25 protein-coding genes are annotated in these 25,432 nt (G+C 62.5%); 17 read left to right on the top strand and 8 right to left on the bottom strand.

Translation table 11 applies throughout. From position 1 onward, the window contains the following. Positions 1–13: 13 nt before the first annotated feature. On the top strand, positions 14–1,639 hold the full coding sequence (locus HDE78_RS07755; RefSeq protein WP_179477976.1) for a dihydroxyacetone kinase subunit DhaK: 1,626 nt from the start codon (positions 14–16) through the stop codon (positions 1,637–1,639). 51 nt (positions 1,640–1,690) lie between these two features. Here HDE78_RS07755 and HDE78_RS07750 read toward each other — a convergent pair whose 3' ends face one another. Continuing rightward, positions 1,691–3,073 (bottom strand): DNA polymerase, encoded by a 1,383-nt coding sequence (locus HDE78_RS07750; RefSeq protein ID WP_179477975.1) that lies wholly within the window; start codon positions 3,071–3,073, stop codon positions 1,691–1,693. A 146-nt stretch (positions 3,074–3,219) separates the two neighbouring features. Here HDE78_RS07750 and HDE78_RS07745 point away from each other — a divergent pair, with 146 nt between their 5' ends. After that, a complete protein-coding gene (locus HDE78_RS07745) occupies positions 3,220–3,663 on the top strand; it encodes a hypothetical protein (RefSeq protein WP_179477974.1) in 444 nt (147 codons plus the stop codon). A gap of 37 nt (positions 3,664–3,700) precedes the next feature. Here HDE78_RS07745 and HDE78_RS07740 read toward each other — a convergent pair whose 3' ends face one another. From HDE78_RS07740 to HDE78_RS07730, 3 genes are all read right to left on the bottom strand, one after another. Further along, positions 3,701–4,108, bottom strand: coding sequence for a hypothetical protein (locus HDE78_RS07740; RefSeq protein ID WP_179477973.1), 408 nt, complete (start codon positions 4,106–4,108; stop codon positions 3,701–3,703). Continuing rightward, on the bottom strand, positions 4,105–4,575 hold the full coding sequence (locus tag HDE78_RS07735; protein ID WP_179477972.1) for an Mpo1-like protein: 471 nt from the start codon (positions 4,573–4,575) through the stop codon (positions 4,105–4,107). Before HDE78_RS07735 ends, HDE78_RS07740 begins: the two co-directional genes overlap by 4 nt. Positions 4,576–4,711: 136 nt before the next feature. Then, the gene (locus HDE78_RS07730; protein WP_179477971.1) at positions 4,712–5,638 is read right to left on the bottom strand and encodes a phosphoribosylaminoimidazolesuccinocarboxamide synthase; all 927 of its coding nucleotides are present in this window, start codon (positions 5,636–5,638) and stop codon (positions 4,712–4,714) included. Positions 5,639–5,840: 202 nt separating this feature from the next. Here HDE78_RS07730 and HDE78_RS07725 point away from each other — a divergent pair, with 202 nt between their 5' ends. From HDE78_RS07725 to rpe, 3 genes are all read left to right on the top strand, one after another. Continuing rightward, complete coding sequence (locus tag HDE78_RS07725; protein ID WP_255457703.1) at positions 5,841–6,089, top strand: c-type cytochrome; 249 nt, start codon at positions 5,841–5,843, stop codon at positions 6,087–6,089. Continuing rightward, complete coding sequence (gene djlA, locus HDE78_RS07720; RefSeq protein ID WP_179477969.1) at positions 6,086–6,898, top strand: co-chaperone DjlA; 813 nt, start codon at positions 6,086–6,088, stop codon at positions 6,896–6,898. The genes HDE78_RS07725 and djlA overlap by 4 nt, the downstream gene beginning before the upstream one ends. 157 nt (positions 6,899–7,055) lie before the next feature. Continuing rightward, positions 7,056–7,724, top strand: a complete 669-nt coding sequence (gene rpe / locus HDE78_RS07715; protein WP_179477968.1) for a ribulose-phosphate 3-epimerase — start codon at positions 7,056–7,058, stop codon at positions 7,722–7,724. A 495-nt stretch (positions 7,725–8,219) separates the two neighbouring features. On the opposite strand, the gene HDE78_RS07710 is transcribed toward rpe, so the two are convergent. After that, the gene (locus HDE78_RS07710; protein WP_179477933.1) at positions 8,220–8,516 is read right to left on the bottom strand and encodes a hypothetical protein; all 297 of its coding nucleotides are present in this window, start codon (positions 8,514–8,516) and stop codon (positions 8,220–8,222) included. On the opposite strand from HDE78_RS07710, the gene pdsR reads away from it, so the two are divergent. Genes pdsR through HDE78_RS07695 form a run of 3 tightly spaced genes read left to right on the top strand, consistent with a single transcriptional unit; the run spans position 8,515 to position 11,972 of the window. After that, positions 8,515–9,204, top strand: coding sequence for a proteobacterial dedicated sortase system response regulator (gene pdsR / locus HDE78_RS07705; protein ID WP_179477967.1), 690 nt, complete (start codon positions 8,515–8,517; stop codon positions 9,202–9,204). The two genes, HDE78_RS07710 and pdsR, sit on opposite strands and share 2 nt — an antisense overlap. Next, a complete protein-coding gene (locus HDE78_RS07700; RefSeq protein WP_179477966.1) occupies positions 9,204–9,908 on the top strand; it encodes a hypothetical protein in 705 nt (234 codons plus the stop codon). The genes pdsR and HDE78_RS07700 overlap by 1 nt, the downstream gene beginning before the upstream one ends. A gap of 36 nt (positions 9,909–9,944) precedes the next feature. Then, the gene (locus tag HDE78_RS07695; RefSeq protein ID WP_179477965.1) at positions 9,945–11,972 is read left to right on the top strand and encodes a histidine kinase dimerization/phospho-acceptor domain-containing protein; all 2,028 of its coding nucleotides are present in this window, start codon (positions 9,945–9,947) and stop codon (positions 11,970–11,972) included. 64 nt (positions 11,973–12,036) lie between these two features. On the opposite strand, the gene HDE78_RS21230 is transcribed toward HDE78_RS07695, so the two are convergent. Beyond that, positions 12,037–13,197 carry a pilin gene (locus HDE78_RS21230; protein ID WP_179477964.1) on the bottom strand — a complete coding sequence of 387 codons (1,161 nt, stop codon included), beginning with the start codon at positions 13,195–13,197 and terminating at the stop codon, positions 12,037–12,039. A 204-nt stretch (positions 13,198–13,401) separates the two neighbouring features. Between HDE78_RS21230 and trpE the strand changes: the two genes are divergently transcribed. Both trpE and HDE78_RS07680 read left to right on the top strand, forming a co-directional pair. Continuing rightward, the gene (gene trpE, locus HDE78_RS07685) at positions 13,402–14,880 is read left to right on the top strand and encodes an anthranilate synthase component I (RefSeq protein ID WP_179477963.1); all 1,479 of its coding nucleotides are present in this window, start codon (positions 13,402–13,404) and stop codon (positions 14,878–14,880) included. Beyond that, positions 14,877–15,566, top strand: a complete 690-nt coding sequence (locus HDE78_RS07680; RefSeq protein ID WP_255457702.1) for a hypothetical protein — start codon at positions 14,877–14,879, stop codon at positions 15,564–15,566. The genes trpE and HDE78_RS07680 overlap by 4 nt, the downstream gene beginning before the upstream one ends. 7 nt (positions 15,567–15,573) lie before the next feature. Here HDE78_RS07680 and HDE78_RS07675 read toward each other — a convergent pair whose 3' ends face one another. Further along, entirely contained in the window at positions 15,574–17,109 is a 1,536-nt protein-coding gene (locus tag HDE78_RS07675) for a cryptochrome/photolyase family protein (RefSeq protein ID WP_179477962.1), read from the bottom strand. 778 nt (positions 17,110–17,887) lie between these two features. On the opposite strand from HDE78_RS07675, the gene HDE78_RS07670 reads away from it, so the two are divergent. The 5 genes from HDE78_RS07670 (at position 17,888) to HDE78_RS07650 (ending at position 22,802) form a co-directional block, all read left to right on the top strand. Beyond that, positions 17,888–18,310, top strand: coding sequence for a hypothetical protein (locus HDE78_RS07670; RefSeq protein ID WP_179477961.1), 423 nt, complete (start codon positions 17,888–17,890; stop codon positions 18,308–18,310). Between the two features lie 497 nt (positions 18,311–18,807). Further along, positions 18,808–20,040, top strand: coding sequence for an integrase arm-type DNA-binding domain-containing protein (locus tag HDE78_RS07665; protein WP_179477960.1), 1,233 nt, complete (start codon positions 18,808–18,810; stop codon positions 20,038–20,040). Positions 20,041–20,347: 307 nt separating this feature from the next. Continuing rightward, on the top strand, positions 20,348–20,668 hold the full coding sequence (locus tag HDE78_RS07660; RefSeq protein WP_179477959.1) for a hypothetical protein: 321 nt from the start codon (positions 20,348–20,350) through the stop codon (positions 20,666–20,668). 410 nt (positions 20,669–21,078) lie between these two features. Continuing rightward, complete coding sequence (locus tag HDE78_RS07655) at positions 21,079–21,564, top strand: JAB domain-containing protein (RefSeq protein WP_179477958.1); 486 nt, start codon at positions 21,079–21,081, stop codon at positions 21,562–21,564. Between the two features lie 272 nt (positions 21,565–21,836). Beyond that, positions 21,837–22,802, top strand: coding sequence for a DUF932 domain-containing protein (locus HDE78_RS07650; protein WP_179477957.1), 966 nt, complete (start codon positions 21,837–21,839; stop codon positions 22,800–22,802). 102 nt (positions 22,803–22,904) lie between these two features. Here the strand turns inward: HDE78_RS07650 and HDE78_RS07645 are convergent, their stop codons facing one another. After that, a complete protein-coding gene (locus tag HDE78_RS07645; protein WP_179477956.1) occupies positions 22,905–23,153 on the bottom strand; it encodes a helix-turn-helix transcriptional regulator in 249 nt (82 codons plus the stop codon). 263 nt (positions 23,154–23,416) lie between these two features. On the opposite strand from HDE78_RS07645, the gene HDE78_RS07640 reads away from it, so the two are divergent. Together HDE78_RS07640 and HDE78_RS07635 are read left to right on the top strand one after the other, a co-directional pair. Then, positions 23,417–24,076: a hypothetical protein gene (locus HDE78_RS07640; RefSeq protein WP_179477955.1), complete on the top strand. Its 660-nt coding sequence runs from the start codon at positions 23,417–23,419 to the stop codon at positions 24,074–24,076. Between the two features lie 118 nt (positions 24,077–24,194). Further along, on the top strand, positions 24,195–25,421 hold the full coding sequence (locus HDE78_RS07635; RefSeq protein ID WP_179477954.1) for a hypothetical protein: 1,227 nt from the start codon (positions 24,195–24,197) through the stop codon (positions 25,419–25,421). Positions 25,422–25,432 lie beyond the last annotated feature (11 nt).

Genomic DNA, 25,432 nt, shown 5'->3' with positions numbered 1-25,432 from the left:
TCGGAGGCATGTCATGGATTTTTTCTTCAATGAACCTGGCCGGGTCGTCGATCAAGTATTGGGATCGCTGGCGCGGTCGCAGCCGCTGATCGTCGCTGAGCCGAGTTCCGGGGTGCGCATTCTGGCGCGCGCCGACTGGCGCGGTGAACGGGTTGCCGTGCTGTCTGGCGGCGGTGCTGGGCATGAACCGTCGCATGCGGGTTTTGTGGGGCGCGGCATGCTCACCGCCGCGGTCTCGGGCGAAGTGTTCGCCTCCCCCAGCGTCGCCGCGGTACTGACCGGCCTGCGGCACTGCGGCGGCAAGTCCGGCTGCTTGCTGGTCGTGAAAAATTACACCGGCGACCGACTCAATTTCGGTCTGGCTGCCGAGCAGGCGCGACGCGAAGGCATCGACGTACGCATGGTGATCGTCGCCGACGACATCGCGCTGGCCGATGCAAGCCAGCCGCGCGGCATTGCCGGCACGGTGCTGATGCACAAGTATGTCGGCCATCTCGCCGAGCAGGGCCTAGCGCTGGATGAGCTAGCCAAGCGCGCCGAGCATTTCGCCGGCCAGCTGATCTCGCTGGGCATGGCCTTGTCCAGCTGCACCCTGCCGGGGCACCCGATCGAGCGACGTAGCCCCGAGTTGGGCTTGGGCATTCACAACGAGCCGGGCGCCGAGCAGGTGGCGCCCGGGGATGCCGGCGAGGCGGTGGCCATCGTGCTCAAGCCGCTGCTGGCCGAGGCGCAGCGGCGCTACGGCGAGAAGCGCCGGCTGATCGTGATGCTCAACAATCTCGGCGGCTGTTCCACGCAGGAAGTGGCGGTGCTGACGGATGAGCTGCTCACGCGCATCGGCGTTGAGCGCATCGCCATGCTGGTACGCCCGGCGGCCCTGACGACCTCGCTCGATATGCACGGTTTTTCGATCACCCTGCTGCCAGCCGATGACGACTATCTGGAGGCACTCAGCAGCCCCGTCGACGTGGCCGCATGGCCGGGCGTCTGCCAGCCGCACGCGCAGCAGACGTTCGCTGTCGCAGGCGATGCCGACGATGAGCCTGCTGTCGGCGAGCGCAGTTCCACCACGGAACAGGCGATTCAGCGAGTCACTGCCGCGCTGCGCAACGCGGAACAACAGCTCGACCAACTCGATGCGCGCAGCGGCGACGGCGATGCCGGCAGCACATTTGCCGCTGGCGCACGGGCCGTCGATGCCAAGCTGGCCAACGGTGCGCTGAGCAGCGCGGAGCCCTCGCGTCTGAATGACGAGCTGGGACGCCTGCTCGCTCGCGCTATGGGTGGTTCCAGCGGCGTGCTGTTGTCCATTTTGTTCACGGCTACCGGCACGGCGCTAGCGGCTGGCAAATCATGGCCCGATGCCTTGGGCGACGGGGTCGAGCGGGTGCAGCACTACGGCGGCGCGCGGCTCGGCGACCGCACCATGCTGGATGCATTGATTCCGGCGATCGCGGCATTGCCGCAGGGGCTTGCGGCCGCGGCGGCCGCCGCTCGCGCCGGTGCTGATCACACGGCCACGATCACTCGCGCCCGCGCGGGGCGCTCGGCCTATGTGCCGGAGCATGCGCTGGTGGGTGCGGTCGATCCCGGGGCCGAGGCGGTAGCGCTGGCGTTCGCCGCGCTGGCCACGCACTGAAAGATTGAGCGTCCGCATATCGCGGCTGAACTTCGCTGACTCGACCGGCCTTCAATCGCCCTTGCGCTTGCGATCCTTCTGCCGGTGCTGGCCTTCCGCCAGCACCTTGAAGCGGTTCAGCGATTGCAGCCAGAGTGCGTTGTGGCTGGCGTCGCTTTCGATGCTGGCTTCGTTTTCGCTGAGGGTGTCGGGAATGCGGTTGAACGGAATGCGCATCGGCGCCGCGTCGTGTTCCAGCGCCAGCTGCATGCTGCCGAAGTAGACCTTGTTGTAGCCGAACTTGGCGTTGATCCGATCGACCAGCGTATCGATGCTGCCGGCGTTGATTTTGCGTGGGTGCTCGACGGTGGGAAACAGCGAACCGCTGCTCTGCGTGCGCGGTACCAGCCGCAGCAAGGTCACGCTGACCGACAGCGGCACGGCATTGGCAGGGCCGGGCAGCAGGCGTGTACGTTGACCACTGTCGAGCATGCCGTTGAGCAGCTGCAGCAGTTCGCGGCTGTCGTCGGTGTGATCGAAGGTGAGATCGCGCTCCCAGCGCAGCTCGTGGCCGATAAAGCGAATGCGCACGGCCAGCGCGCCGCCCAGCATTTCCTCGCGGCGCATGCGCATGGCGGCTTTGACCAGCAGCTTTTTCAGCACGGCGCGGGCGCCGACGGCGTTGCGCAGCTCCGGCCCGAGCACGTGCGAATGGCCGATCGAGCCACGCACGGTCGCTGCGACCGGCAGCCACGCACCGCGCAGCAGCCCCCACATGCGCTCGCCCTCGATGCCGCCCCACACATGCCGCAGGCGATGCTTGTCCGCGGCGGTGAGCTGCGCCACCGTGGCGATGCCGGCGTCGTGCAGGCGCGCTTCCATGGACTGGCCGATGCCGCACAGATCGCGCAATGCCAGCCCGTGCAGCGCCTGCGGCAGCTCGGTTTGTTCGATCACGGTGAGGCCGTCGGGCTTGCGCATATCCGACGCCGTCTTCGCCAGAAAGTCGTTGGGCGCAACGCCGATCGAGCAGCGGATCGCGCCGCCCGGGGCGGCCAGCGCCACCTCACGCTTCACCTGCGCAGCAATCTCCTCGGCCACGGCGCGCTGCCGCTGGCGGCCGACCAGTTCGCACGCCACTTCATCGATGGAGCCGACGCACGCAATGGGAATGGCGCGATCGATCGCTTCGATCAGCCGATGGTGCCAGTACACGTAGCGCTCCGGTCGTGCGACCCGAATCTGGATGCCCGGACACAGCCGCCGCGCGTCGCGCACCAGCGTGCCGGTACCGACGCCGAAGGCCTTGGCTTCGTAGCTCGCGGCGATCAGACTCGTCGTTTCGGCGGCCACCGGCACCACGCCCACCGGGCGCCCGCGCAGCGTTTCGTCCTCGTGCTGTTCTACCGAGGCAAAGTAGCTGTTGAAGTCGACGAAAAGGCTGCGCAGGCTCATGCAAATCTCGTAAGCGAGCAGATGTTATAGCGTGCGCCGGTCTCGCGTGCGGAGACAGTGTCGTCGCACAGTTGCGATTGAATCAGCTAGGCTGGCGCCAGAGGTCTGTGCCGGTAAACCGGAGCTTTCATTCAAGGAGGAAATTTATGAACACTTCCGCATTCGGCGCGCTTGGGGCAATCAGCTTCGTTCCCTTGCTGGTGATGCTTGTTGTCGTTATCCCGCTGGGCGCTTTGCTGCTTTGTCTGGCATTTCGCATCATGGTCGGCCACATGCCGTCTTACCCTCGCGCCATCGGCGTCATGCTGCTTACCCTGATCGTTTCTCTGATTGTTTCCCTGGTCATTGCGCTTGTATGGAACACGACTTCTGCCTTTGGCTGGAGCGCCCTGATCAAGCTCGTCGTGCAGTTTTTAGTGGGTTCGGCGGCAATCCATTACCTCTTGCCCACTCGGGACGGAAGGCAGATCGGTTACGGCCAGGCATGTCTGGTACAGCTGATTTATCTGGTGATGGCCGTTGTTCTAGGTGTGATCGTGGCGGTAATTCTTGGCCTTCTATTCGTTGGACTCTTTGCCGGGACGCACTGATGCGCGCGCCTATTTGAAAGCATTCGAATGGAAGAGCTCACACCAGGCTTGTCGCCACCCCGAAACCGATCGCCATGATCGCGGCCACCGCCATACAGGCGCTGCCGGGGCGAATGCGGCGGGCGTCGATGCGCGGGGTGAGTCGCCAAAGCAGCACGGTGCCTATCAGCATGTCGAACACCAGGGCCACGCGCAGCAGGCCGGAGGCGAGCAGCGGCGCATACGGTGGATGCAGATGGCCTTCAGCGCCGGCCACGCCGAGGATCAGCACGAGGCCGATCAGGTTCCACAGCAGGCAGGCGAGATAGACGCGGTTGAACAGCACGCGGCTGCGCTCGGTCCAGCGCAGCACGGCGTAGGCGATCAGGGCGAAGAACAGGGCGAAGATGGAGCTGTACAGCACCCACCACAGCAGGCTGCTGAGCAGGGTGAGTAGGGTGATCATGTGACCTGCTGAAAGCCCAGTTTGCGCAGCACCTTGGCCATCAGCCAGGCCGGTCCGATCAGCAGATACGACAGGTCGGTGAGGAAGCTTGGTTTGCGCCCTTCGTATTTGTGGCCGATGAACTGACCGATCCACGCAACCACGAACACGGCGACCGCCAGTTCGCACAGCCTCGTCGCGCCCAGCTGGTAAAACAGCGCGTTGGTGAACAGCCCCAGTACGACGAACGCGATCAGCAGCGCGGCGGCCAGACGATGCGAATGTTTCCAGTACCAGTAGAACGCGGCGACCATGGCCAGCACGGCCCACGACCCGGGTCGCAGGAGGCTGGCCGGTACGGGAATCGCCCACAGCAGCGCGATCACGCTCCACACGATCGGCGGCACGCAGATCCAGTGCAGACGCTTGTTGGTCGGGTTCTGATGGTCGCTGCTGTAACTGTCGAGCCAGTTCTGCATGGTGCGCACGGTGCTTGCCTCGTATTCGCAGGATGGAAGCCGGCGGCTTGGTTGCCGCGCGTGTCTCAACGCTGTGCTGAGCTTAATCCAGCTCGTGCCGGGCGCAACGTCGCGTTGCACCACGCGCGCATCCGCGCCGCGGGAGTCAGTCCAGCGTGATGCCTGCCAGTTTATGCAGCGCCTCGGCATACTTTTCGGCCGTCGCGGCGATCACGTCGTCGGGAATGGTCGGGCCGGGAGCTTTTTTGTTCCAGCCCATGGCTTCCAGGTAGTCGCGCACGAACTGTTTGTCGTAGCTGGGCGGGCTGATGCCGACCTGGTAGTCCTCGGCGGGCCAGAAGCGCGAGGAGTCCGGCGTCAGCATTTCGTCCATCACGTAGAGCTTGCCGTGGGCATCGGTGCCGAACTCGAACTTGGTGTCGGCGATGATGATGCCGCGCTCGGCCGCAAACGCCGCCGCCCACTGGTAGATTTTCAGCGTGGCGTCGCGCACTTCGTTGGCAGTGGCGTTGCCGACCGCCGCGACGACGGCATCGAAGCTGACGTTCTCGTCATGATCGCCCACCGCCGCCTTGGTCGACGGCGTGAAGATCGGCGCAGGCAGCTGCTGGGCCTGCTGCAGGTCGACCGGCAAAGTAATGCCGCACAGCGTGCCGGTGGCTTGGTAGTCTTTCCAGCCCGAGCCGATCAGGTAGCCGCGGGCGATCGCCTCGACCGGCACCGGCTTCAGGCGGCGCGCCACCACGGCGCGCTTCTCGTACAGCGCCAGATCGGTGCCGGGCGGCAGCACGTCGGCCAGTGGCACGTCGAGCAGGTGGTTGGGTACGAGGTGCGCCGTCTGCGCAAACCAGAAGTTGGAGATTTGCGTCAGCATTTCGCCCTTGCCCGGAATCGGGTTGGGCAGCACCACGTCGAACGCGGACAGGCGATCGGTCGCCACGATCAGCAGGCGCGCTTCTTCCGGCGTGCCATCCGGGCGATGGCTCGGCGGCAGCGCGTAGACGTCGCGCACCTTGCCGCGATGGAGCAGTTCCAGGCCGGGCAGATCGGATTGCAGCAAGCTGGTAGGCACGACGTGGGTTCCGCTGGCGGTGTAGAACGAGCATTGTAACTGCTGTGGCCGCGCCGCCGGAACGTCGCACCTCACAGGCCGTGTGGCGGGCACTGCTAGAATTGGGCGTCTTCAACCCCATGTCCTGCCGATGCGAACCCTTCAGATTGCGGCATGTTGCCTCGCCGCGGCCCTTCCTGTGCTTGCCCAAAGCCAGTCCGCCATGCAGCCGCCCAGCCGGCTGGGCCTGTGTGCGGCCTGTCACGGCGCCAACGGGCAAGCCAGCCAGCCGGGCGTGCCGAATCTGGCCGGGCAGCATCTGGATTATCTGCGCAGCGCACTCAAGCAATACCGCGACGGCAGCCGCAACGTGGCGCTGATGCGCGCCGCCATCGGGCCGGTCAGCGATGTCGAGCTCGATGCGCTGGCGCGCTGGTACAGCGCCCAGCCGCCGCAGGTGCCGTCGCGATGAGTTACTCCTATACCCTCTGGTTCGCCTTTTTCGGCCTGCTGATCGGTCATGCGCCGGGCGCGATTACCGGCGCCATCGTCGGTTTCATTTTCGACAACCTGCGCCATACCCAGCGCAAGAACGCCACGCCGGAAGCGGGCGGCTTTATCGGGCCGCTGTTCACCCTGCTGGGCGCGGTGGCGAAATCCGACGGCCGCGTGTCGGAGGCGGAAATCGCCATCGCCGAACGGATGATGACGCGCATGAACCTCGACGCCGACCAGCGCAAGCAGGCCGCCGCCAGCTTCAACGCCGGCAAGCAGCCGGAGTTCGACGTCACCCGAACGATCAACGAGCTGCGTGGCTGGGTCGGCGCGCGCCGCGACCACGCGTTCCCCGTGCTCGACGTGGTGATAGACACCGTGCTCGCCGAAGGCAATCCGGCGCCGGAAAAAATGGCCATCCTGCGCCAGCTCGCGTTCGCCCTGCGGGTCAGCGAAATGGAGCTGATGGCGCTGATGGCGATGAAAGGCTACGCCTGGAACGGCGGCGGCCAGCGCGGCTACAGCCGCGGCACCGGTTACGGTTCCGGCGGGAGCTACGTGCCGCCGCAGCGCACGGCGCAGGGTCCGGATCCGTACGCCGTGCTCGGTATCGATCGCAGCGCCGACGACCGCGCGGTGAAGCGGGCCTATCGCAAGTTGATTTCCGAACATCACCCCGACCGCTTAGGTGATCTGCCCGAAGACATGCGCAAGCGGGCCGAGTCGCGCGCCAGCGAGATCAACGCGGCGTACGACCGGATCAAGGAGCAGCGGGGGTTTAAGTGAACAGCCATGGTCGAGGGGCGAGTGACGAGGGCGCGCTGCATGCTTCACCGTGGCAAACTTGCAAGTCAGCATCAGCGCCAGCACGTTGGCGTCGAAGGTCGGTCCTCGCGCCCTCGCTACTCGTCTCTCGCCCCTCGTCTTCCAATCAGGTTCTCCCATGAGCAAGCAAGCCCCGATGATCGCTCCGTCCATCCTCGCCGCCGATTTTGCGCGGCTGGGCGATGACACGGCCGCTGCGCTGGCCGCGGGTGCGGACTGGGTGCATTTCGACGTGATGGACAACCATTACGTGCCGAACCTCACGATCGGCCCGGCGGTGCTGGAGTCGCTGCGCAAGTACGGCATCACGGCGCCGATCGACGTGCATCTGATGGTGAAGCCGGTCGATCGCATCGTGCCGGATTTCGCCAAGGCGGGCGCGACCAACATCAGCTTTCATCCGGAGGCCAGCGAGCATATCGACCGCACGCTCAGCCTGATCAAGGATTCTGGATGTACCGCCGGGCTGGTGTTCAATCCGGCGACGCCGCTGGATCACCTGGACTATGTGATGGACAAGCTCGACCTGATCCTGATCATGTCGGTGAACCCGGGTTTTGGTGGGCAGAAGTTCATCCCCGGCGCGCTGGAGAAGCTGCGTCAGGTGCGTCGCCGCATCGATGACAGCGGCCGTGCGATTCGGCTGGAGATCGACGGCGGCGTCACGGCTGAAAATATCGCTGCTATTGCCCAGGCCGGTGCGGACACCTTCGTGGCCGGTTCGGCGATCTTTCACGCCAAGGATTACCGCGCCGAGATCGACGCCATGCGCAAGGCCATCGGCTGAGCTAAATGTCGCGAAGGGCTCCTCGAGCGCCCAATAAAAATCCCGGCGCAGGGCAGCACCGGGATAAACGTCGTCAGACGTGAGAGGAAACATCAATGATTGGCGCGGGTCGATGCGAGCGCATCGGAGGGAGGGGTCAACGCCCGCATCGACACATTCCACGGCTATGGAAGCGCGCCAATCACAGACTCAGACCGCGGGTTTTGCGGTTTGGTTCCCGGTGTCGTCGAAATAATCTGCGAACGCTCGCGTGGCCGGCTCGCGCTCAAAAAGAGCTCCCCCCGTTACCGAGGGGAGATCAAGTCATCATCGTCGAAAAACAAACTGATACAGCATTACAGCGGCTGCCAGCTGGGGTCCGGGTCCTGCCGCGTCGTTGCATCTGGCGCGCTTCCGTTCGCGCCAGATGCCCGCTCGCCTTCTATGGCAGCCCAGTCGTCGGAGCCTGAGTCGATAAAACCTGAACAGAATGAATGGTTCAGCACGGCCGCGGCCTCAGTGAAAGCCGAGAATCACGCCTAGCAGCAGCGCGCCGATCGCGAGCGACACCCGCAGCGGTTCGAAGCTGCGCAATTCGGCGTTGGGGTCGCGTTCTTTGGATTCGTTGCCCTGCATTGCCGTTCTCCGTGCGTGGTTCATGGTGGCCATCACACCGCGTTTTCGGGCGCTGGCGCCGACGCAATCGGGCGCACCTGCCGCTGGGTTGTGGCAATACGCGGGCAGTGACGACGAATGGCTTGCGCCAGTGCCCTTCACATAGCACGCTGCGCCCACCACAAAGGAGCGCGCCATGGGCCGCAGCATTGCCATCGTTGAAGACGAACCGCTGATTCGCGCCAACTACGTCGAGGCCTTGAACCGTTTTGGCTACGACGCGCGCGGCTACGGTTCACGGCAGGAAGCCTCGAGCGCGTTCGCCATGCGTCTGCCGGAGCTGGTGATTATCGACATCGGCCTGGGCGACGAGCCGGAGGGCGGCTTCGACCTGTGCCGCGAGCTGCGCGCCAAATCGGCCACGCTGCCGCTAATTTTTCTCACCGCGCGCGATTCGGATTTCGACGTGATCTCCGGCCTGCGCCTGGGCGCCGACGATTACCTCAGCAAGGACACCAGCCTGCATCAGCTGGCTGCGCGCATTGCAGCGCTGTTTCGCCGGATCGAGTCGCTGAAGGCGCCGGCCTCCAGCGAAACGGTGATCCAGCACGGGCCGCTGAAGTTGGAGTCCGAGCGCATGCGCATCACCTGGAACGGCGAGGAGATTCCGCTCACCGTCACCGAGTTCTGGATGGTGCACACGCTGATCCGCTTCCCCGGCCACGTGAAGAATCGCGACCAGCTGATGCGCGAGGCCGAGCTGGTGGTGGACGACGCCACCATCACCTCGCACGTCAAACGCATCCGCAAAAAATTCATCGCCGTGGCGCCCGAGTTCGACGGCATCGAAACCGTGCACGGCGTCGGCTACCGGTGGAAGCCGTGATGCGCGCGACGCTCATCGCGCTTGCACTGCTGCTGGTCGCCACGACGGGGCATTCCGTCGATCGCACGGCGGTCGCTCCGGTGGCTGCATCGTCCGCCACGTCGCCGATTCCGCTGTCGACGTCGCATGGCGCCTCGCACGTCTCGCCTCGCGCTGCGACCGCAGCGACCCAGGGTGACGCAAAGACGGTAACTGTCAGCGGCGGTGCCGACGAATCGGTACCCGGCTGGTCCATCGTGACCGTGCCGCCGGCGGGCTGGACCAGCGACTGCTGCCAGTACGCCCGCGCCATCGGCGTCAATCTAGTGATCTACCAGGGCGACTGGACCGGCAACCCTGACCGCGTGATGGTGCTCAACGTGTGGCCGCGCAAGCTGCCTTCGCTGAAGGCGGAGCGGGCGGCCGACCAGGCCAGCTATGTGAAGAAAGATCCGAAAGCCGCGGTCAGTGCGTTCCCGGTCACCGGCACGGCCATGACCTGCGACGGCGTGCTGTATCAGGGCAGCGACCACATGGACGATGCCGTGGTGTTCTGCGATCCCGGCAAAGCTACCGGCATCCGCCTGAGCTGGTCGATGACGGTGGCCGCCAAGGACCCGCAGCGCGCGTCGGTGCTGGCGCTGCTGCGGCAGGTGGTGCAGAAATCGACGTACACGAAATATCAGCGCGGCTACAAGTCCACCAGCCGAACGTCAGCGCCGTGATGGCACGCCGATGCCTGCGTCGCGGCTAGTCCGCCGATGAGCCTGCGTAAAAAGCTGGTGCTGGTGGCGCTGTGCACGCTGGCGCTGCCGATCGCGGGTTGGTTATACGTGCGGCAGATGGAGACGCTGTTGCGCGAAGGGCAGGCCGATGCCTTGCTCGCCTCGGCACGCGCGGTGGCGCGCAGCCTGGTGGTCACCGGCGCGGTGCTGCCGGAGGATGCCAACGGCTGGTATGTGCAGCAGGCGACCAGCCCCATCACGGTAGATGGCTACGGCGACGACTGGGCGCCGCTGACGCCTTGGAGTCAGGCGCTCGGCCCCGCATCGAATCCTCGCGGCAAACTGCTGCTGGCCCAGGACGGCGAGTGGCTTTACCTCTACGCCGACGTGCGCGATACCCGCCGCACGCGCGCCGATGCGAGTGACGCCAATGCGCTGGCCGCCGACCATCTCATCCTTACGCTGGCGAACGCGGCGGGCAAGCAGCGCTATCTGCTGGCCAGCGCGGCGCCCGGCCCGCTGACCGCACATTCGCTCGATCCGCCGGTGGCCGGCTTTCCCGATCCGCTGACCGCGCAGTGGCAGGAGGACGGCAGCGGTTATCGCGTCGAGCTGCGTTTGTCGCGCAGCCTGAAACTGCGCGCGCTGGGCGTGGGCGTGTACGACGCCTCGGCCGGTGGTGATCCCACAGCGGCGGATACGCGACCGCTACTTGCCTACTCGACACTCTTGTCCGGTGAACTGGGTCGGCTTGCGCCGGACGACGCGCAGGCGCGCCTACTGGCGCCGCAGGGCTGGCTGCTGGCGCGCAGCGGCCGGCTGAATACCACACCGGGCACCGACGGCCAGCCCGGCTGGTTCGCCTCGATCATCTATCGCTCGCTGCTCGGCAAGCGGCTGGAGGACGCCAGCCTGTGGTCGCAGGATGTGCCTCGACTGGATACGCGCGAAGTTGCCCATGCCGGTGCAGGCAAGCCGGTCAGCGTATGGCGCAGCGGCGAGCAGCGCGGCAGCGTGGTGCTCACCGCCGCCGTACCGATCGGGCAGGGCGGCAAGGTCGATGGCGTGCTGCTGCTGGAGCAGGCCAGCCGCACCGTGCCGCTGCTGGCCAATCGCGCGCTGCTCGGCCTGCTGTTGACCAGCTTTGGCGTGCTGCTGGTTGCCGGCGCGATCCTGCTGGCGTTTGCCACTCGGCTAAGCCTTCGACTCGGTCGATTGCGCAATGCGGCCGAGCGCGCTCAGCTCAACGATGGACGTCTGGACGGCCTTTTCGAGGATGGCCGTTTTCCGATGACCGATTCGATGGATGAGATCGGCGACCTCGCGCGCAGCTTCGAGAAACTGTTCGGCATGGTCGGCAGCTATACCGATTATCTGCGCACGCTGACCTCCAAGCTGTCGCACGAACTCAACACCCCGCTGGCGATCGTCAAATCGTCGCTGGACAATCTGGAGCACGCGGCACTGACTCCCGAAGGGCGGCCCTATCTGGAACGCGCGCGTGACGGCGTGGCTCGGCTCGGTGCCCTGGTGCGTGCGATGAGCGAGTCCAGTCGTATGGAACGCTCGATCACCAGCGCCGAACCCGAAGACGTGGATCTGCGCGATGTCGTGCGCGGCTGTGCCGACGCCTATCGCGCATTGATCGGTGCGCGCCGGCTGGACTGCGTGCTGCCCGACGCCCCGCTGGTGTTGCACTGCGCGCCCGAACTGGTGGCGCAGGCGCTGGACAAGCTGTTCGACAACGCGCTGTCGTTCACGCCCGAGCAGGGCTGGCTGCGGCTGAGCCTGTCGCCGATCGAAAACGGCGCGCAGATCGAGCTGGCCAACCAGGGCCCGTTGCTGCCCGAAGCCATGCAGGGTCGCCTGTTCGACACCCTGGTCAGCCTGCGCGACAAGGCCACGCCGGGCGACGTGCCGCATCTGGGGCTCGGTCTTTACGTGGTGCGGCTGGTGGCCGAGCGCCACCATGGCGTCGCCACGGCGCGCAATCTCGACGACGCCAGTGGCGTGGCTTTCGCCCTGCAGCTGCACGGCATGTCGAGGCAGCGTCTGGGCGGCTGAGCCGATGTAAGTCGAAAAAGCCCGGCTGGATGCAAACGCGAGAACTCGCACCCTGCGGTTGAATTCAGCGGCGGCAGCTCACGGGCAGATCCCGCGCCGGTACCGTGCTCTCCGCGCTGCACGTCCAGGTGATCTGGCCGCTGCTGGTTTCCGGCGTCAGCACCAGCGCCTTGTCGCGGATCGTCCCGTTGGCGCCGTCGCCGTCGAACGTGACCGTGATCTTGCCGCCGGAGACATCGACGCTGGAGACGTATTTGCCGGTGATCGATGTCGCCGGCGCGAGGCCGGCGGCGGCGTTGTCCGTCGGCACGGCATGGTGGCTGTCGTAGTACGCGCTGAATGCCGTCTTGGCGCTATCGGCCAGCGACAAACCTTCGGTCACCTGCATGCGGACGATGTAACTCTGATAAGCGGGAATGGCGATGGCGGCCAGTATGGCAATGAAGGGCACGATCAGGACCGTGGCCCAGATAGATCCCTTCGATGCGGCCGGAAAGGTCTGGCCGGTCTGCCGCCAGCGCGCCAGCCACGTCAGCTGTGCCTGCAGGTAGAACATCGGAAAAAAGAACAGGGTGATGCGGCCGATCTCCGAACGGATGCCGTACTGGCCAACCAACCTCTCGATGGATCCGGCCATCGAGAAATAAGCCACCAGATAAAGAATCCAGCGCGCCAGCAAGATCATCCCGCCCAGGCCGGCCGCTCCGCTGTTGCCATGCATTTGAGCCGCGACCCCGATCCAGTAGATCGGCTCACCGATCAAAAAGCAGACCAGCGCGATGACCAGCAGCAGCCGGCTCTTGCTTTGCGGATCGACCCTGCGAATCCAGCTGGCCTGAATAAACGGCCAGATCAGCGAAAAAATACCGAGGGTGAGGATCGAGTACAGCAGCACCAGGCCCCAGTGCAGCGAAGGTGGCTCGGGAATATCGGCACGGTTTGCCTGGGTGCGGCCGGTGTCACCGTAACGCTGGGCCGAAAAAGAATCGCCGCCGAAACCACCGTCTTGCGTTCGAAAGGCCGGCGGTGGTGCCGGCTGTGGCGTCATGCCGGGAGCCGCATAAAAAAAGTGGCTCAGCGGCACCCAGTCCGGCATGCCCTCGCGCCATGCCAGCGCATCGGGAGCGAATTTTCCTTCGGCCAGCCACTGGCGCACCGTAGCCTCGCTGTAGGGCCCATATTTTTCGCCGTTCTGGCCTATCCATACCTGATCGTCAATGGTCACGCGGCGTCCCCTGTCTTCGTGAAGTGAGCTGTGTGCTGCGACGCTCGGCGAGCAAGCCCGCAGCGAACGACGATGTATCTCCCCTGTCGCTGAGTGTGGAGAGTAGAGGCGCGTCGGAAAGCTGTCGAGCATGGGCCGACGCCGTGCCTGTCCGCCCGCAGCCTGCTATCTTCAGCAGCCGCTTCCCTTCAGTCAGAGCCGCTTGTGATTTCCCGAGACGAATTCGACGTGCTGGTGGCCAAGGGCCATACGCGCATCCCGCTGGTGCGCGAGGTGTTTTCCGACCTCGATACGCCGCTGTCGGTGTACCTGAAGCTGGCCGATGGCCGCTATACGTTTCTGTTCGAATCGGTCGAGGGTGGGGCGACCTGGGGTCGCTATTCGATCATCGGTCTGCCGGCCCGGCGCGTGTATCGGCTGCGCGGCCACGAACTCGAAGTGGAGGATTCGGGCGAGGTGACCGAGCGCCGCCACGTCGCCGATCCGTTGGCCGAAATCGAGGTGCTGCGCCAGCAATACGACGTGCCGCAGCTGCCCGAGCTGCCCGCTTTCAGCGGCGGTCTGGTCGGGTATTTCGGTTTCGAGACGATCGGCTACATCGAGCCTCGGCTGGCGCAGTGGGACCGCCCCGACGAGCTGGGCACGGCCGATGTGTTGCTGATGCTGGCCGAAGAGGTCGCGGTGTTCGACAACCTCAAGGGCCGCCTGTACCTGATCGTGCACGCCGATCCCACGCAGCCGCAGGCCTATGCCAATGCGCAGCGGCGGCTGGATGCACTGGTCTACCGCCTGCGTCAGGGCGGTGCCTCGTATCCGTCGCCGACGCCATCGGTCGAGCTGGTGGACGAAAGCGATTTCACCTCGTCGTTCACCCGCGAGGAATTCGAGGCGATGGTCGAGCGTGCGAAGGAATACATTCGCGCCGGCGATATTTTCCAGGTGGTGCCGTCGCAGCGATTGAGCGTGGGTTTCAACGCGCGACCGATCGATGTCTATCGTGCATTGCGCGCGCTCAATCCGTCGCCTTACATGTACTTCGTCGATCTGGGCGATACGCAGATCGTCGGCTCGTCGCCGGAAATTCTGGCGCGCCTGAAGGATGGCAAGGTCGTCGTGCGTCCGCTCGCCGGCACGCGCAAACGCGGCGCGAGCGAGGCGGAGGATGCGGCTCTGGAAGCCGAGCTGCTGGCCGATCCGAAAGAGCGCGCCGAGCATGTGATGCTGATCGATCTGGGGCGCAACGACATCGGCCGCATCAGCGAAACTGGCAGCGTGGAAGTGAGCGAATCGTTCGCGATCGAGCGCTACTCGCATGTGATGCATATCGTGTCGCAGGTGCAGGGCAAAGCGCGCCCCGGGCTAAGCTATATGGACGTCCTCAAGGCGACGTTCCCGGCCGGTACGCTCAGCGGCGCGCCGAAGATCCGAGCGCTGGAGATCATTCAGGAGCTGGAGCCGTACAAACGCAATATCTACGCCGGTGCGATCGGCTGGATCGGCTGGTGGGGCGATGCCGACACCGCCATCGCGATTCGCACCGCGGTGATCCAGAACGGTCGTCTTCACGTTCAGGCCGGCGCTGGCATTGTCTACGACTCCGATCCTGCGGCCGAGTGGGAAGAGACCATGAACAAAGGCCGTGCGCTGTTTCGTGCGGTGGCACAGGCGGCGAAAGGCTTATGATGAAGAATCGGCGGGCATCGACAATCATCGTCGGACTCTTACTATGCTGTCTGGTCGGCGGCGCCTCGGCGCGTGATACGACGACAGCATGGCCGGATACGCCGGTAGGCCGACTGGAAGCTTTGGCGCTGCTGCAGACCTTCAACGCCGATCTGCTGAGTCACGACAGCGCCACGCTGACGATGGAGCGCTGGTGCGGCGATCACCACATGGCCGAGCCGGCCAAGATCAGCGCACAGCGCGTCACCGGTGAAGACAAGCCGCTGCCTGACGATCTACGCACGCAGCTGGCGATCGGACCGATCGAGCCCGTGCGCTATCGCCGCGTGCTGCTGCGCTGCGGCTCGCATGTGCTTTCCGAAGCGGACAACTGGTACGTGCCGTCGCGGCTCACGGCCGCGATGAACGAGCAGCTCGATCACACCGATACGCCCTTCGGACGCGTGGTACTGCCGCTGCATTTTCGTCGGCAGACGCTCGACGCGAAGTTGCTGTGGTCGCCATTGCCCGCTGGCTGGGAGTCGGCCGATAACGCACTGCCTGCCGGCCAGGGCACCTTGTCGATTCCGCACCAAGTGCTGCAGCATCGTGCAGTTCTCTACGCGGCCGACAATCGGCCGTTCAGTACGGTGATCGAGACCTACACCGAGCAGGTGCTGGCGTTTCCGGCGCCGGCCGGTCGCTGACTCGCGATCAATCCGCTTTCGCCAGCTGCTTGCGCAACGCGCCCGCCTGATCGCGAATGGCCTTGCGCTCATCCTCGCTCAAGCGCTCCAGCGACTTCCACTGCAGCGCGGCGCGCGGGTGATGGGCGAAGCGCGTCTGATGACGGTCGAGAAAATCCCAGTACAGCGTGGTGAAGGGGCAGGCGTCGTCGCCGACGGCTTTATCGGGTTTGAAACGGCAGTCGTCGCAGTAGTTGCTCATGCGCTGGATATAACGACCGGATGAGCAATACGGCTTGGACACCATCTTGCCGCCGTCGGCAAACTGGCTCATCCCCATCACGTTGGGTGCCTCGACCCATTCCACGGCGTCGACATAAATGGCCAGATACCACGCGTGGATCTGCGCCGGCTCCACGCCCAGGATCAGCGCGAAGTTGCCGGTGACCATCAGCCGCTGGATATGGTGCGCGTAGCCGTGTTTCAGCGTCTGCCCCAGCGCTTCGCGCAGGCAGTTCATGTGGGTGTCGCCGGTCCAGTAAAACGCGGGCAGCGGCGCGTGCACCTTCAGCGCATTACCCTGCAGCAGCTTCGGCATGTCGCGCCAGTACATGCCGCGGATGAATTCGCGCCAGCCCAGCACCTGCCGCACGAAACCTTCCACCGCGGCCAGTTCGGCGCGTCCGCTCTTGAGGGCGTTGACAGCAGCCTGCACCACCTCGCGCGGGTCGAGCAGCTTGAGGTTCAGCGCCGTGGACAGTCGTGCGTGATACAGCCACGGCTCGCCGCTCCACATCGCGTCCTGCCACTGGCCGAAGGCGGTCAGGCGGTGATCGATGAAATCCTTCAGTGCCTGCGTAGCCTGTTTCGGCGTGACCGGCCAGTCGAAAGCCTCCAGACTGCCGGGATGATCGCCGAACCGCTCGGCCACGAGATCGAGTACTTCCCGGGTGATCGCGTCCGGCGGGAAACGCTTGGGCGCGGGCAGCATGCCCGGACCTTTCTTGCCGAAGCTCTTGCGGTTGTCGTGGTCGTAGTTCCACTGGCCGCCGGTCGGCTGGTCCTCGTCCATCAGCACGTCGAAGCGCCGACGCATCCAGCGATAGAAATGCTCCATGCGAATTTCACGGCGCGCGCCGACCCATTCGGCGAAGTCTTCCGGCTCGATGAAGAAATGGCGGTCGGGACGCTCGGCGTATTCGACGCCTTCGTCCCTTGCCACCGTGCGCAGCGCTTCACGTACACGCCACTCGCCGGGGCGTACCAACACAACGCGTTCGGGTTTCAGCTTGCGCAAGTCTTCGCGCAGCACGTCATCGAGTTGCGCATGCGTGTGCTCGCCCAGCGCCTGATAGTGCAGCGGCCAGTCGCGCGCGCGCATGTCGTCACGAAAGTGCCGCATCGAAGCGAGAAACAAGGCGATGCGCGCCTGGTGTGACCACACGTGCGTGGCCTCACCGGCGCATTCGGCCATCCACAGCGCATCAAGCGCGGGGTCAAAATCTTCCAGCACGGTTGATTCGCGATCCAGTTGGTCGCCAAGCACCACGATCAAGTTACGCATCGGATAGCTGCCCTGTTTGTACTGCAATCGTAGTTGCTCTGGCACGGCAACCGGAATGCGTGCGACATCAGCAGCGCAGAAAAAATACTCGGTAGAGCAGTCGGGCCTGAGACGGCTAGGCTCGGGATGCAGAAATCCTAAAGTCTCCGTCGGAGTTCGCCACATGCTTCTGTAAGGTAACGCGCCTGCGCGATGGTTGGAGATCAGGCTGATTCACGACACGCACAACCGCGAATTCATCTGAGCAGACTTCACTCCATTTAACGCCGCAAAATCTTTCGATGCGGCCATCGAATTAAATAGTCGAAATTCCCCACGCGTTTCTGCAAGAATCAGCGGGCACGATGACTGGGGGGTAATCGTGCCGAGGCATCAAGTCGCTTCTACGCGACAACCTGGGCTTCTTCGCCGGGCTCTGGTGCAGGCGTTTCACACTTCCGGTGACTTTTTCAAGCAGGCGTTCTTTCGAACGCCGTGCGTCCGTGTGCATATCACTACTCAAGGAGCGGGAACGATGCATCATTTGTCCAGTAAGAAAGCCATGACGTTGCTGATGATTTGCGGCCTTTCCGGTTGCGCATCCATCGTGGGCGGTACACATCAACACCTCAGCGTGGAGGCTCGTTCGGGCGGCCAAAGCGTCCAGGGCGCCAACTGTTCGGTGACGAATAACCGGGGAACACAAAGCGTCACGACGCCAGGTACAGTTACCGTGCACCGCGACAGCAGTCCGCTCGACGTCCAATGCGTGAAAGACGGCGCTCCGGTCGGAAGCCAGATGACTTACTCCAGCGTGCGCGGCATGGTCTGGGGCAATCTTCTTTTCGGCGGGGTGATTGGCCTGATCGTCGATTTCGGCAACGGCGCGGCGCATCACTATCCGAACACGATCTCGGTGATGTCGAATGCTCCGTCTTCGCACGCCTATTCTTACATCAGTCCTTCGGTGCCGTCGCCGATCAGCTACAGCCAGCCGCAGAATTCACCACAGGTGGATCTGGCCAGTCTCGATGGGCGCATCAGCGCTTCCATGTTCAATGCGGCGCAAAACGTTGCCGCTACGCGGCAGTGTGACCGGGCGATCCGCGTGTTGATGGCAGACGGTCAGCGTGCGTTGTTCGAGTCAACATGCCCGACAACGGCCGCGCTGCAGATCGAGTGCACCGGTGCGTCATGCAAGGCCATGCACCCGGAGGGTTGATTCAGTAGTCGGACCAGCCACTGGCGGGCGATAGTCCGCCAGCGGTTCGCTTCGGTGGCTGCGCAAAAACGTCAGCTTCCCGCAATTATGAAGCGGAACGCAGCCGGCGGCTGCACTACGCAATGCCCATTGCCGCTCTATAACCTTTTTGTCACAGCATTACCCCGTCGAACTGGCGGGATGACGACAGCATGCGTCATCCCGCACAATGACGGCCTGCAGATGCGAGCGGCGGCGGTCCAGGCAGACTTGCCGTTGTCGCACAGCCGGCACGCGCCGTTGGTGGCCCGCGCTGTTTTACCGACAGGATCCGCCATCCCATGCTGCTGATGATCGACAACTAGCATCAGCATCCAAGCGTATCCATGATAGTCCGCGCGATCGCATGAAATGCCTTTAAAGCACTGACTTCTTCGCCGTAGGTGTCCGCGAGCATCCGTTGTAAGCTAGAGAAATTGCGGGTACCGTTGCGGGTATCGAATCCCGATACCCGCACCATGTCGCTGACTGACGCCAAGATCCGCAACACCAAACCTGGTCCAAAACCCATCAAGCTGGCAGATGGTGGTGGCCTCTATCTGGAAGTGCGTCCGACCGGGGCGAAGCTCTGGCGTTTTCGCTATCGCATCGCTGGCAGGGAGAACGTCTTCGCCATTGGGGATTACCCGAGCATCGCTCTTGCCGAGGTGCGGGCCGAGCACGGAAAGGCACGGGCACTCGTCAAGCAGGGTATTCATCCTTCACATAGCCGACAGGCCGAACGGCTATCGAACCATGCGGCGAACGCGAACACGTTCGAAGCTGTTGCGAAGGAGTGGATTTCCAAGAAGTCTCCCGGGTGGACACCGTACTATTTACGCCAGGTGGAGCGGTTCTTGGAGTCAGATGTATTTCCCCAGGTAGGCAGGTTGCCGATTCGCAGCGTCACGGCGGCACACCTACTTGAAATCATCCGCCGCATCGAAGGGCGGGGAGCGGAGACCGTGGCTTTGTTGGTTCGCCAGTGGTCTTCGGCCATCTTCAGATATGCCGTAGCCACACTGCGCGCCGACGGCGATCCCGCGGCCGCATTAAAAGGGGCCATTCATCGCCCGAAGGTTGAGCATCACAAGCCGCTTTCGCGCAGTCAGATCGTTGACTTCACCAAAGCGTTGGGAAAGTACGGTGGGTATCGCACTACCGTAATCGCACTACGACTGATGCTGCTTACCTTTGTGCGCACCGTCGAGCTTCGCAAGGCCGAGTGGTCGGAGTTCGACCTGGATAACGCCGAATGGCGCATACCCGCAGAGCGTATGAAGATGCGCGAACCCCACATTGTTCCATTGTCAAAACAGGCCGTAAGTCTGTTGTGTGAGCTACAGACCTATACCGGGGGACGTGATGCCCTGTTCCCGAACTACCGCAGGCCAAACGAGTGCATGACCGCCACTACCTTGAATCGCGCACTGGAGCGCATGGGATTTAATGGCAAGGACAGCATTGGCTTCTCGGCTCACGGCTTCCGCGCCACGGCGTCCACCATCCTCAATGAGATGGGCTATCGCTCAGATGTGATCGAGCGTCAGCTGGCTCATGCCGAACGCAACAAGGTGCGTGCTAGCTACAACCATGCAGAATACATGGGTGAGCGTATATCGATGATGCAGGAGTGGGCGGATTTCCTGAATAACCCGATGCGGAGCACTAAGCAGGGTGCTGCATCCCGGAAGGCCAGAACTCCAGGTTAGAAACACATGTCAGCCGAAGCGAGCACCTCTAACGAGGAGCAGGTTGCCAGATTGTTGACCAAATAAAGGTCAGCACAGTTGCCTAGTCTCGCCACACTGCTTACGGAACGATGCTCGTTCATGGACATCGGAGCGGGGAGGATAATTCTTTGGCGTTCTCGACGTTACCGCCGTGTGAGCAATTCTGTTGGACAGTTTCGCGCAAGTTCGACTCGGTTAGTAATCGTTCTTGGCGAGCGCGGCTAGTTACGCTGGCGGTGGGCTGCGCATTGGTAAGGATCGGTAGCGTGGCCTTCGGCCATTGGCCGTGGTCGGATTTCTAAGGACGCTGGTCAATTACGGCGACGGCGAGCATCGCTGGCGTTTTGCACTTTGCGTGATGAACGCTGTCGATGCCAAAAATCTTGAAACCCATATCACCCCATGGAGAGGAGCGAGAAGCCCGATCAGAAGAGCTGCCTTGTCAGTCTCGAATCCAACCTTCATGGGAGAAATCGTGATGTACAACTACCCAGTACTCGAATGTCTTGTTGCCTTCGCCATCGTGTTTTCGATCGGCTACCTGGTCGCCGATAGCAATAGCCGCGAGGAGGCCGTCGCACCAAAGAGCGAGGTCGCACGCACATGACCCTATCGTGCCCACGCTGCCATACCGCGTTTGTCGTCCCCCGGCGAGCGGGTGCCATCCGGGGTGCCTCGAGCGCGATGACGTAGGCGAAGGGCGGTGACCTCCTGAACATTATTGCCAGTGCGATCCTTGGCGAATTGCTCGGCTGAGCCGTAGGCTGGGTGCCAGGTTCGACAATCGGCGCGCCGATTGACCGCTTGCTGCCAGATAGCTCTAGTTGCCAGGCCTTCGTGTATGTCTTTGATGTCAGTCGCATGGATCCGGCTCTGAGCTAGCGCCACAGGCGTCAGCTGTGACGAGTCGTCCCTGCTCGAATCCCTTCGCTTTCCCCACCTTTTCTCGCGACCACGCATAGAGCCCGGCCTCACGGCTGGGCTCTATGCGTTTGTGTCGCTCACAAGGAGCTACTCATGAAAGTTATTCGATCCATGGCTTACACACGATACAAACTCGCCAGCGAAACCTCTGAGCAAGACGTGCTCGCGGCGGCTGAAGGCATTCTCGGGGAAAGGCTCAGGCGTCAGGGAAGTATCGGCAGCCCGACCGATGCCAACGACTTCCTGCGCATGCGTCTTGGTGCCCTCGCGCATGAAGAATTCCACATCCTCTGGCTGGACAATCGGCATCGCATCATCGATTGCCAGAAGCTCTTCACCGGCACCATCGACGGAGCCAGCATATATCCCCGTGAGGTGGTTCGGGCGGCACTGAGCGTCAATGCATGCGCGGCCATTCTGGCGCACAACCACCCCAGCGGTATTGCCGAGCCCAGCGCCGCCGACCGGGCAATCACCAGCGAGCTCCGCGACGCCTTGCGGCTGATCGGTGTGCGGATTCTGGACCACATCGTCGTAGGTGCTGAGTGCGTCAGCATGGCTGGTAGAAGGCTGATGTGATGGATACCAATTTGAAGTCAGTGACCTTCGGCTTCGCGTCTGGACGCTCCGCATCGCAGCGTTCCCCATGTGTACCCGAGGACATGAGCAGCAAACTCGATACGGTCTACTGCATCCTGGTGGTTGCTACCGCGGTTCTGGTTGGCATCATCAAGTGCACCAGCTGCGGCAACGACAAATCTCCCTGATCCGCTCCACCCCAAGCAAAGCGCACAAAGCCCGGCATGTCCGGTCCTTGTGCGTTTATGCCGCCAACTAACGAGGAAACGACAATGCACCTGGTTGAAACGATGGCCTATGCCGGCGAGACGCCGTGGCATGGTCTAGGCAACAAACTGGCCCCGCAGCAATCCATTGACACATGGAAGAGGCAGGCGGGTATGGACTGGCAGATCGAGCAATCCGAGGTCCGCTACATCTCCGGCAGTAACCACCTGGGAGTCATCAACGCCTTCCCAGAACAGAAGGTGCTGTATCGGTCGGATACCAAGGCACCGTTGGCCGTGGTGTCCAAACGCTTTCACGTGGTGCAGCCAGGCGAAATTCTGGAGTTCTATCGTGACCTCACCGATATTGGTGGGTACGAGCTGGAGACCGCCGGTGTCCTGAAGGAAGGTCGCAAGTTCTGGGCACTCGCCCGTACTGGGCAATCCGTGTCGCTGAAGGGCGGTGATCAGGTCAACGGCTACCTGCTGCTTGCCACGGCCTGTGATGGCAGCCTCGCGACGACTGCGCAATTCACGTCGGTGCGCGTTGTCTGCAACAACACGCTTGCAATTGCCCTGGCAAAGGGTGCTGGAGCGGTGAAAGTACCTCACCGATGTCAGTTCGACGCTCAGGCCGTCAAACGCCAGCTCGGGATCGCGATTGCGTCGTGGGACGACTTCATGATGCAGATGAAGGCGTTGTCCGAGTGCAGGGTCAATGCACACACAACCGAAGCGTTCCTACAGCGCGTACTAACCTACCCGGTAGCGACGCTCACCGAACGCGGCGCGACAGTCGTCAACGACCTTGCAGTCAAATCGGTACGGGAGCTCTTCGTGGGGCGCGGCAAAGGCTCGAACCTAGCTTCTGCGGCTGGTACAGCGTGGGGCTTGGTCAACAGCGTCACGGAGTTCGTCGACCACCATCGACGGGCTCGCAGTGATGGCCATCGACTGGAAGCCGCCTGGTTCGGGCAGGGCGCAATGCTGAAACAACGAGCATGGAATGAAGCGTTGAGGCTAGTCGTATAGGAACCGACAAAGCGTGCGCGCCAAAAGGCTCGCACGCCGTTCCGCCAAGCCGCTTATTGAGCTTTGGCGACCACGCCTAAAAGGGTGGGCTAGTACTAGCGGCTACTTACGACGGCGTGATGGCGACACGTTCCCTTCCAGCAAATCGCCGACATCAGTATTCAACACCAGCCCAAGCTTGCACAACACGAGCAAAGAAGGGTTGCCAATTCCACGTTCGATCTGACTGACGTACGTTCGGTCAACGTCGGCGTCAAGAGCCAGCCGCTCCTGTGAGAGCTGCATACCAGCCCTCAGCGTTCGAATGTTGAACGCCAACTGTTCGCGCACTTCGTCGAAGTCCCTTGCCATGCAAGCAAGGTGCCGATTGCGAGACTATCAATCCACGGGATATATTCTACAAAAGGAATTGATTCCGCCAGGGTGATTCAGCCAAAGAAGGCCATCGAACTACCAATGTGAAGCCGCGCAAGCTCGGTGCTCGACCGACGAAAGGCCTACACCTCGATCAATTGAAACGACATCGAGTCGGGCTGCGGCCTGACCCTCGTCGAGCGCCGCTGCGCACTTGATTCAACACAACCCAACTTACCCAACCCAAAGAGAGACTACGCATGGAGCCACTAACTAAGATCCTGCCGCGGATGAACGGCATTCAGAAGCTTGGCGTCGCACGCTGTTTTATCGTCATGCCCTTGCTGCTCTTGTCCTTCACGTTAAGCAGCACGCTCCTTATGCTGCTTGCTCCCGTCGTGTTGCCATGGTGTTTGTACATGGCATACAACCACGGCCGAAGCAGCCATCAACTGCAAGCCGTCAACGGCTTTCAACAGGCGGCCGCCAATCCAGTGTATTGGGGCATGACGGCCAAGCACTGGTACGTTGCCGCAGCTATTGCCGGCATTGTCATGGCAATCGGTGTTTTGGTCTTGCATCCCGAAGACTCCAGTGCCAGCGCTCCCGAGGCGTTGTACTTCGCGATCTTCTGCAGCTTCTGCGGCTGTACGTTACTGACTAGGGTCGGTCTTCGCATGGGATGGAGCAGCGTAACGGAATGCGAGCCGGGTACTGAACCAACGAAAGTGTTGCGGCTGGTCAATGCAGACGCTGTGAAGCGTCAGCAGTTGATCTACACGATAGCAGGCCTTGTCGTGCTGTTCGGTGCACTGTCGAGTTTGGCTACGTCCTATCCGGTATGGGTGAATGGCAGCTCCAGTACATCGCAGGCTTTGACTCCCGAAGAGCAAGGGCTTCGCAACGCTTTGGGAAACTGAATTAAGTCGCACCTAGCACCGCTTAAGGCTCGAAGCTCTTCAACGCCGAAGCCGTCCAATCAACATGCTGCTGCTCTAGAGCTGCAGTATGTCCAGCACATTAAACGGGGGTCTAAACGTGAAACGTACTAAACATGCAATCTGTGTATTTTTAACTTGCGCGGTGTTCGTTGCCCTCACCGGGTGTGGTGACAACAAACAGGTCAGCGAAGTAAAGGTTCTTCCTTTCGGCGACGCCAACATGACCGTTGACCAAGCGCTGGACAATCGGGTGATATGCGATCCGAAGTGGACGACAAGCCAAGACGACCACAGCCGGACCGTCGTCGAATACGACTGCAATTACAAAGGCGTCGATGATTCGCTGTTCGTCAAAAACGGCGGCATGGATGTCGTGTCGGCTGGCGATGATTGGCAGTGGACCTACGGTCCTGATGGCACGCCCTCGTTGACCGGAGTTGGTCTCGTCATCCACCACAAAGACGGAACCGCTACCACGACAAACTATGGCTCCTTGATGGTTGAAGGGCTATCCAAGCTGGTCGTCGACAACAAGGTCAAAAACTTCGATCAAGCTTATTCGTGGCTGACGAACACCCGCATTCCTGGACCGCCGGAAGCGACAAAGTCGGCATCGCCGATTCCGGACACGACTTACGGCAACAAGCTGACTCCATTCTTTCCAGGCCAACCACCGTTAGACGCTGTGACACACGCTTACCTCCAGAAGGGATTGCCGGCCTCATCAATCAGCCTGTACGGTATCGATTCTCTCGGTTATCTCCAATTAGTGGACTCGACCGAAGGCAGAAAGGCGGCATACCCTGTTGATCCATCGGATGTTCAATTCGCGTTGACGATGCAACCACCGACTGCCACTGGAGTCGGCATCGGTGCGCCGCACGGACTCTCGGATAACAAGCTAATTTGCTTGAGCAGCGTCTGCTACAACCTGAGCGGTCGTCTCGTTGGAACGGCTCCTCCAGCTGTTGTAGCAAAGGAGGTCGGGGGTGCAACCATCGATGGGTATGGCGATATACAGCCAGTGCCTCAATCGCAACAATCCATACAAGCTCCAAGTCAGCAAGCGATGCAGCAGGCTGTCCAGCGAGACACGACTTCACCTGCAAGTGTCAGTACTCCGGCTGTGGCTCCTGCCAGTGCATTGACGGCCGATCCTGACCTTCCCACGGGAGCTGGCACTGATTGGCCAACGGATACACCGTGCATCACGAAGCTGCGCAACGCGTACGTCAAGGACGCGGATGCTAATGGGCGTGATGACTCGGTCTCTATGGACCAGGCGAATGAATGGGCAAGCACTTGCAAGGCGCTGGGCCAGTAAAAAGCTCGTAA

Origin of the sequence: Rhodanobacter sp. K2T2 (assembly GCF_013408815.1) — a bacterium.
Lineage (GTDB): Bacteria > Pseudomonadota > Gammaproteobacteria > Xanthomonadales > Rhodanobacteraceae > Rhodanobacter.
The sequence above is the reverse complement of the archived record's forward strand: the minus strand, read 5'-3'. Positions and strand labels throughout refer to the sequence as shown.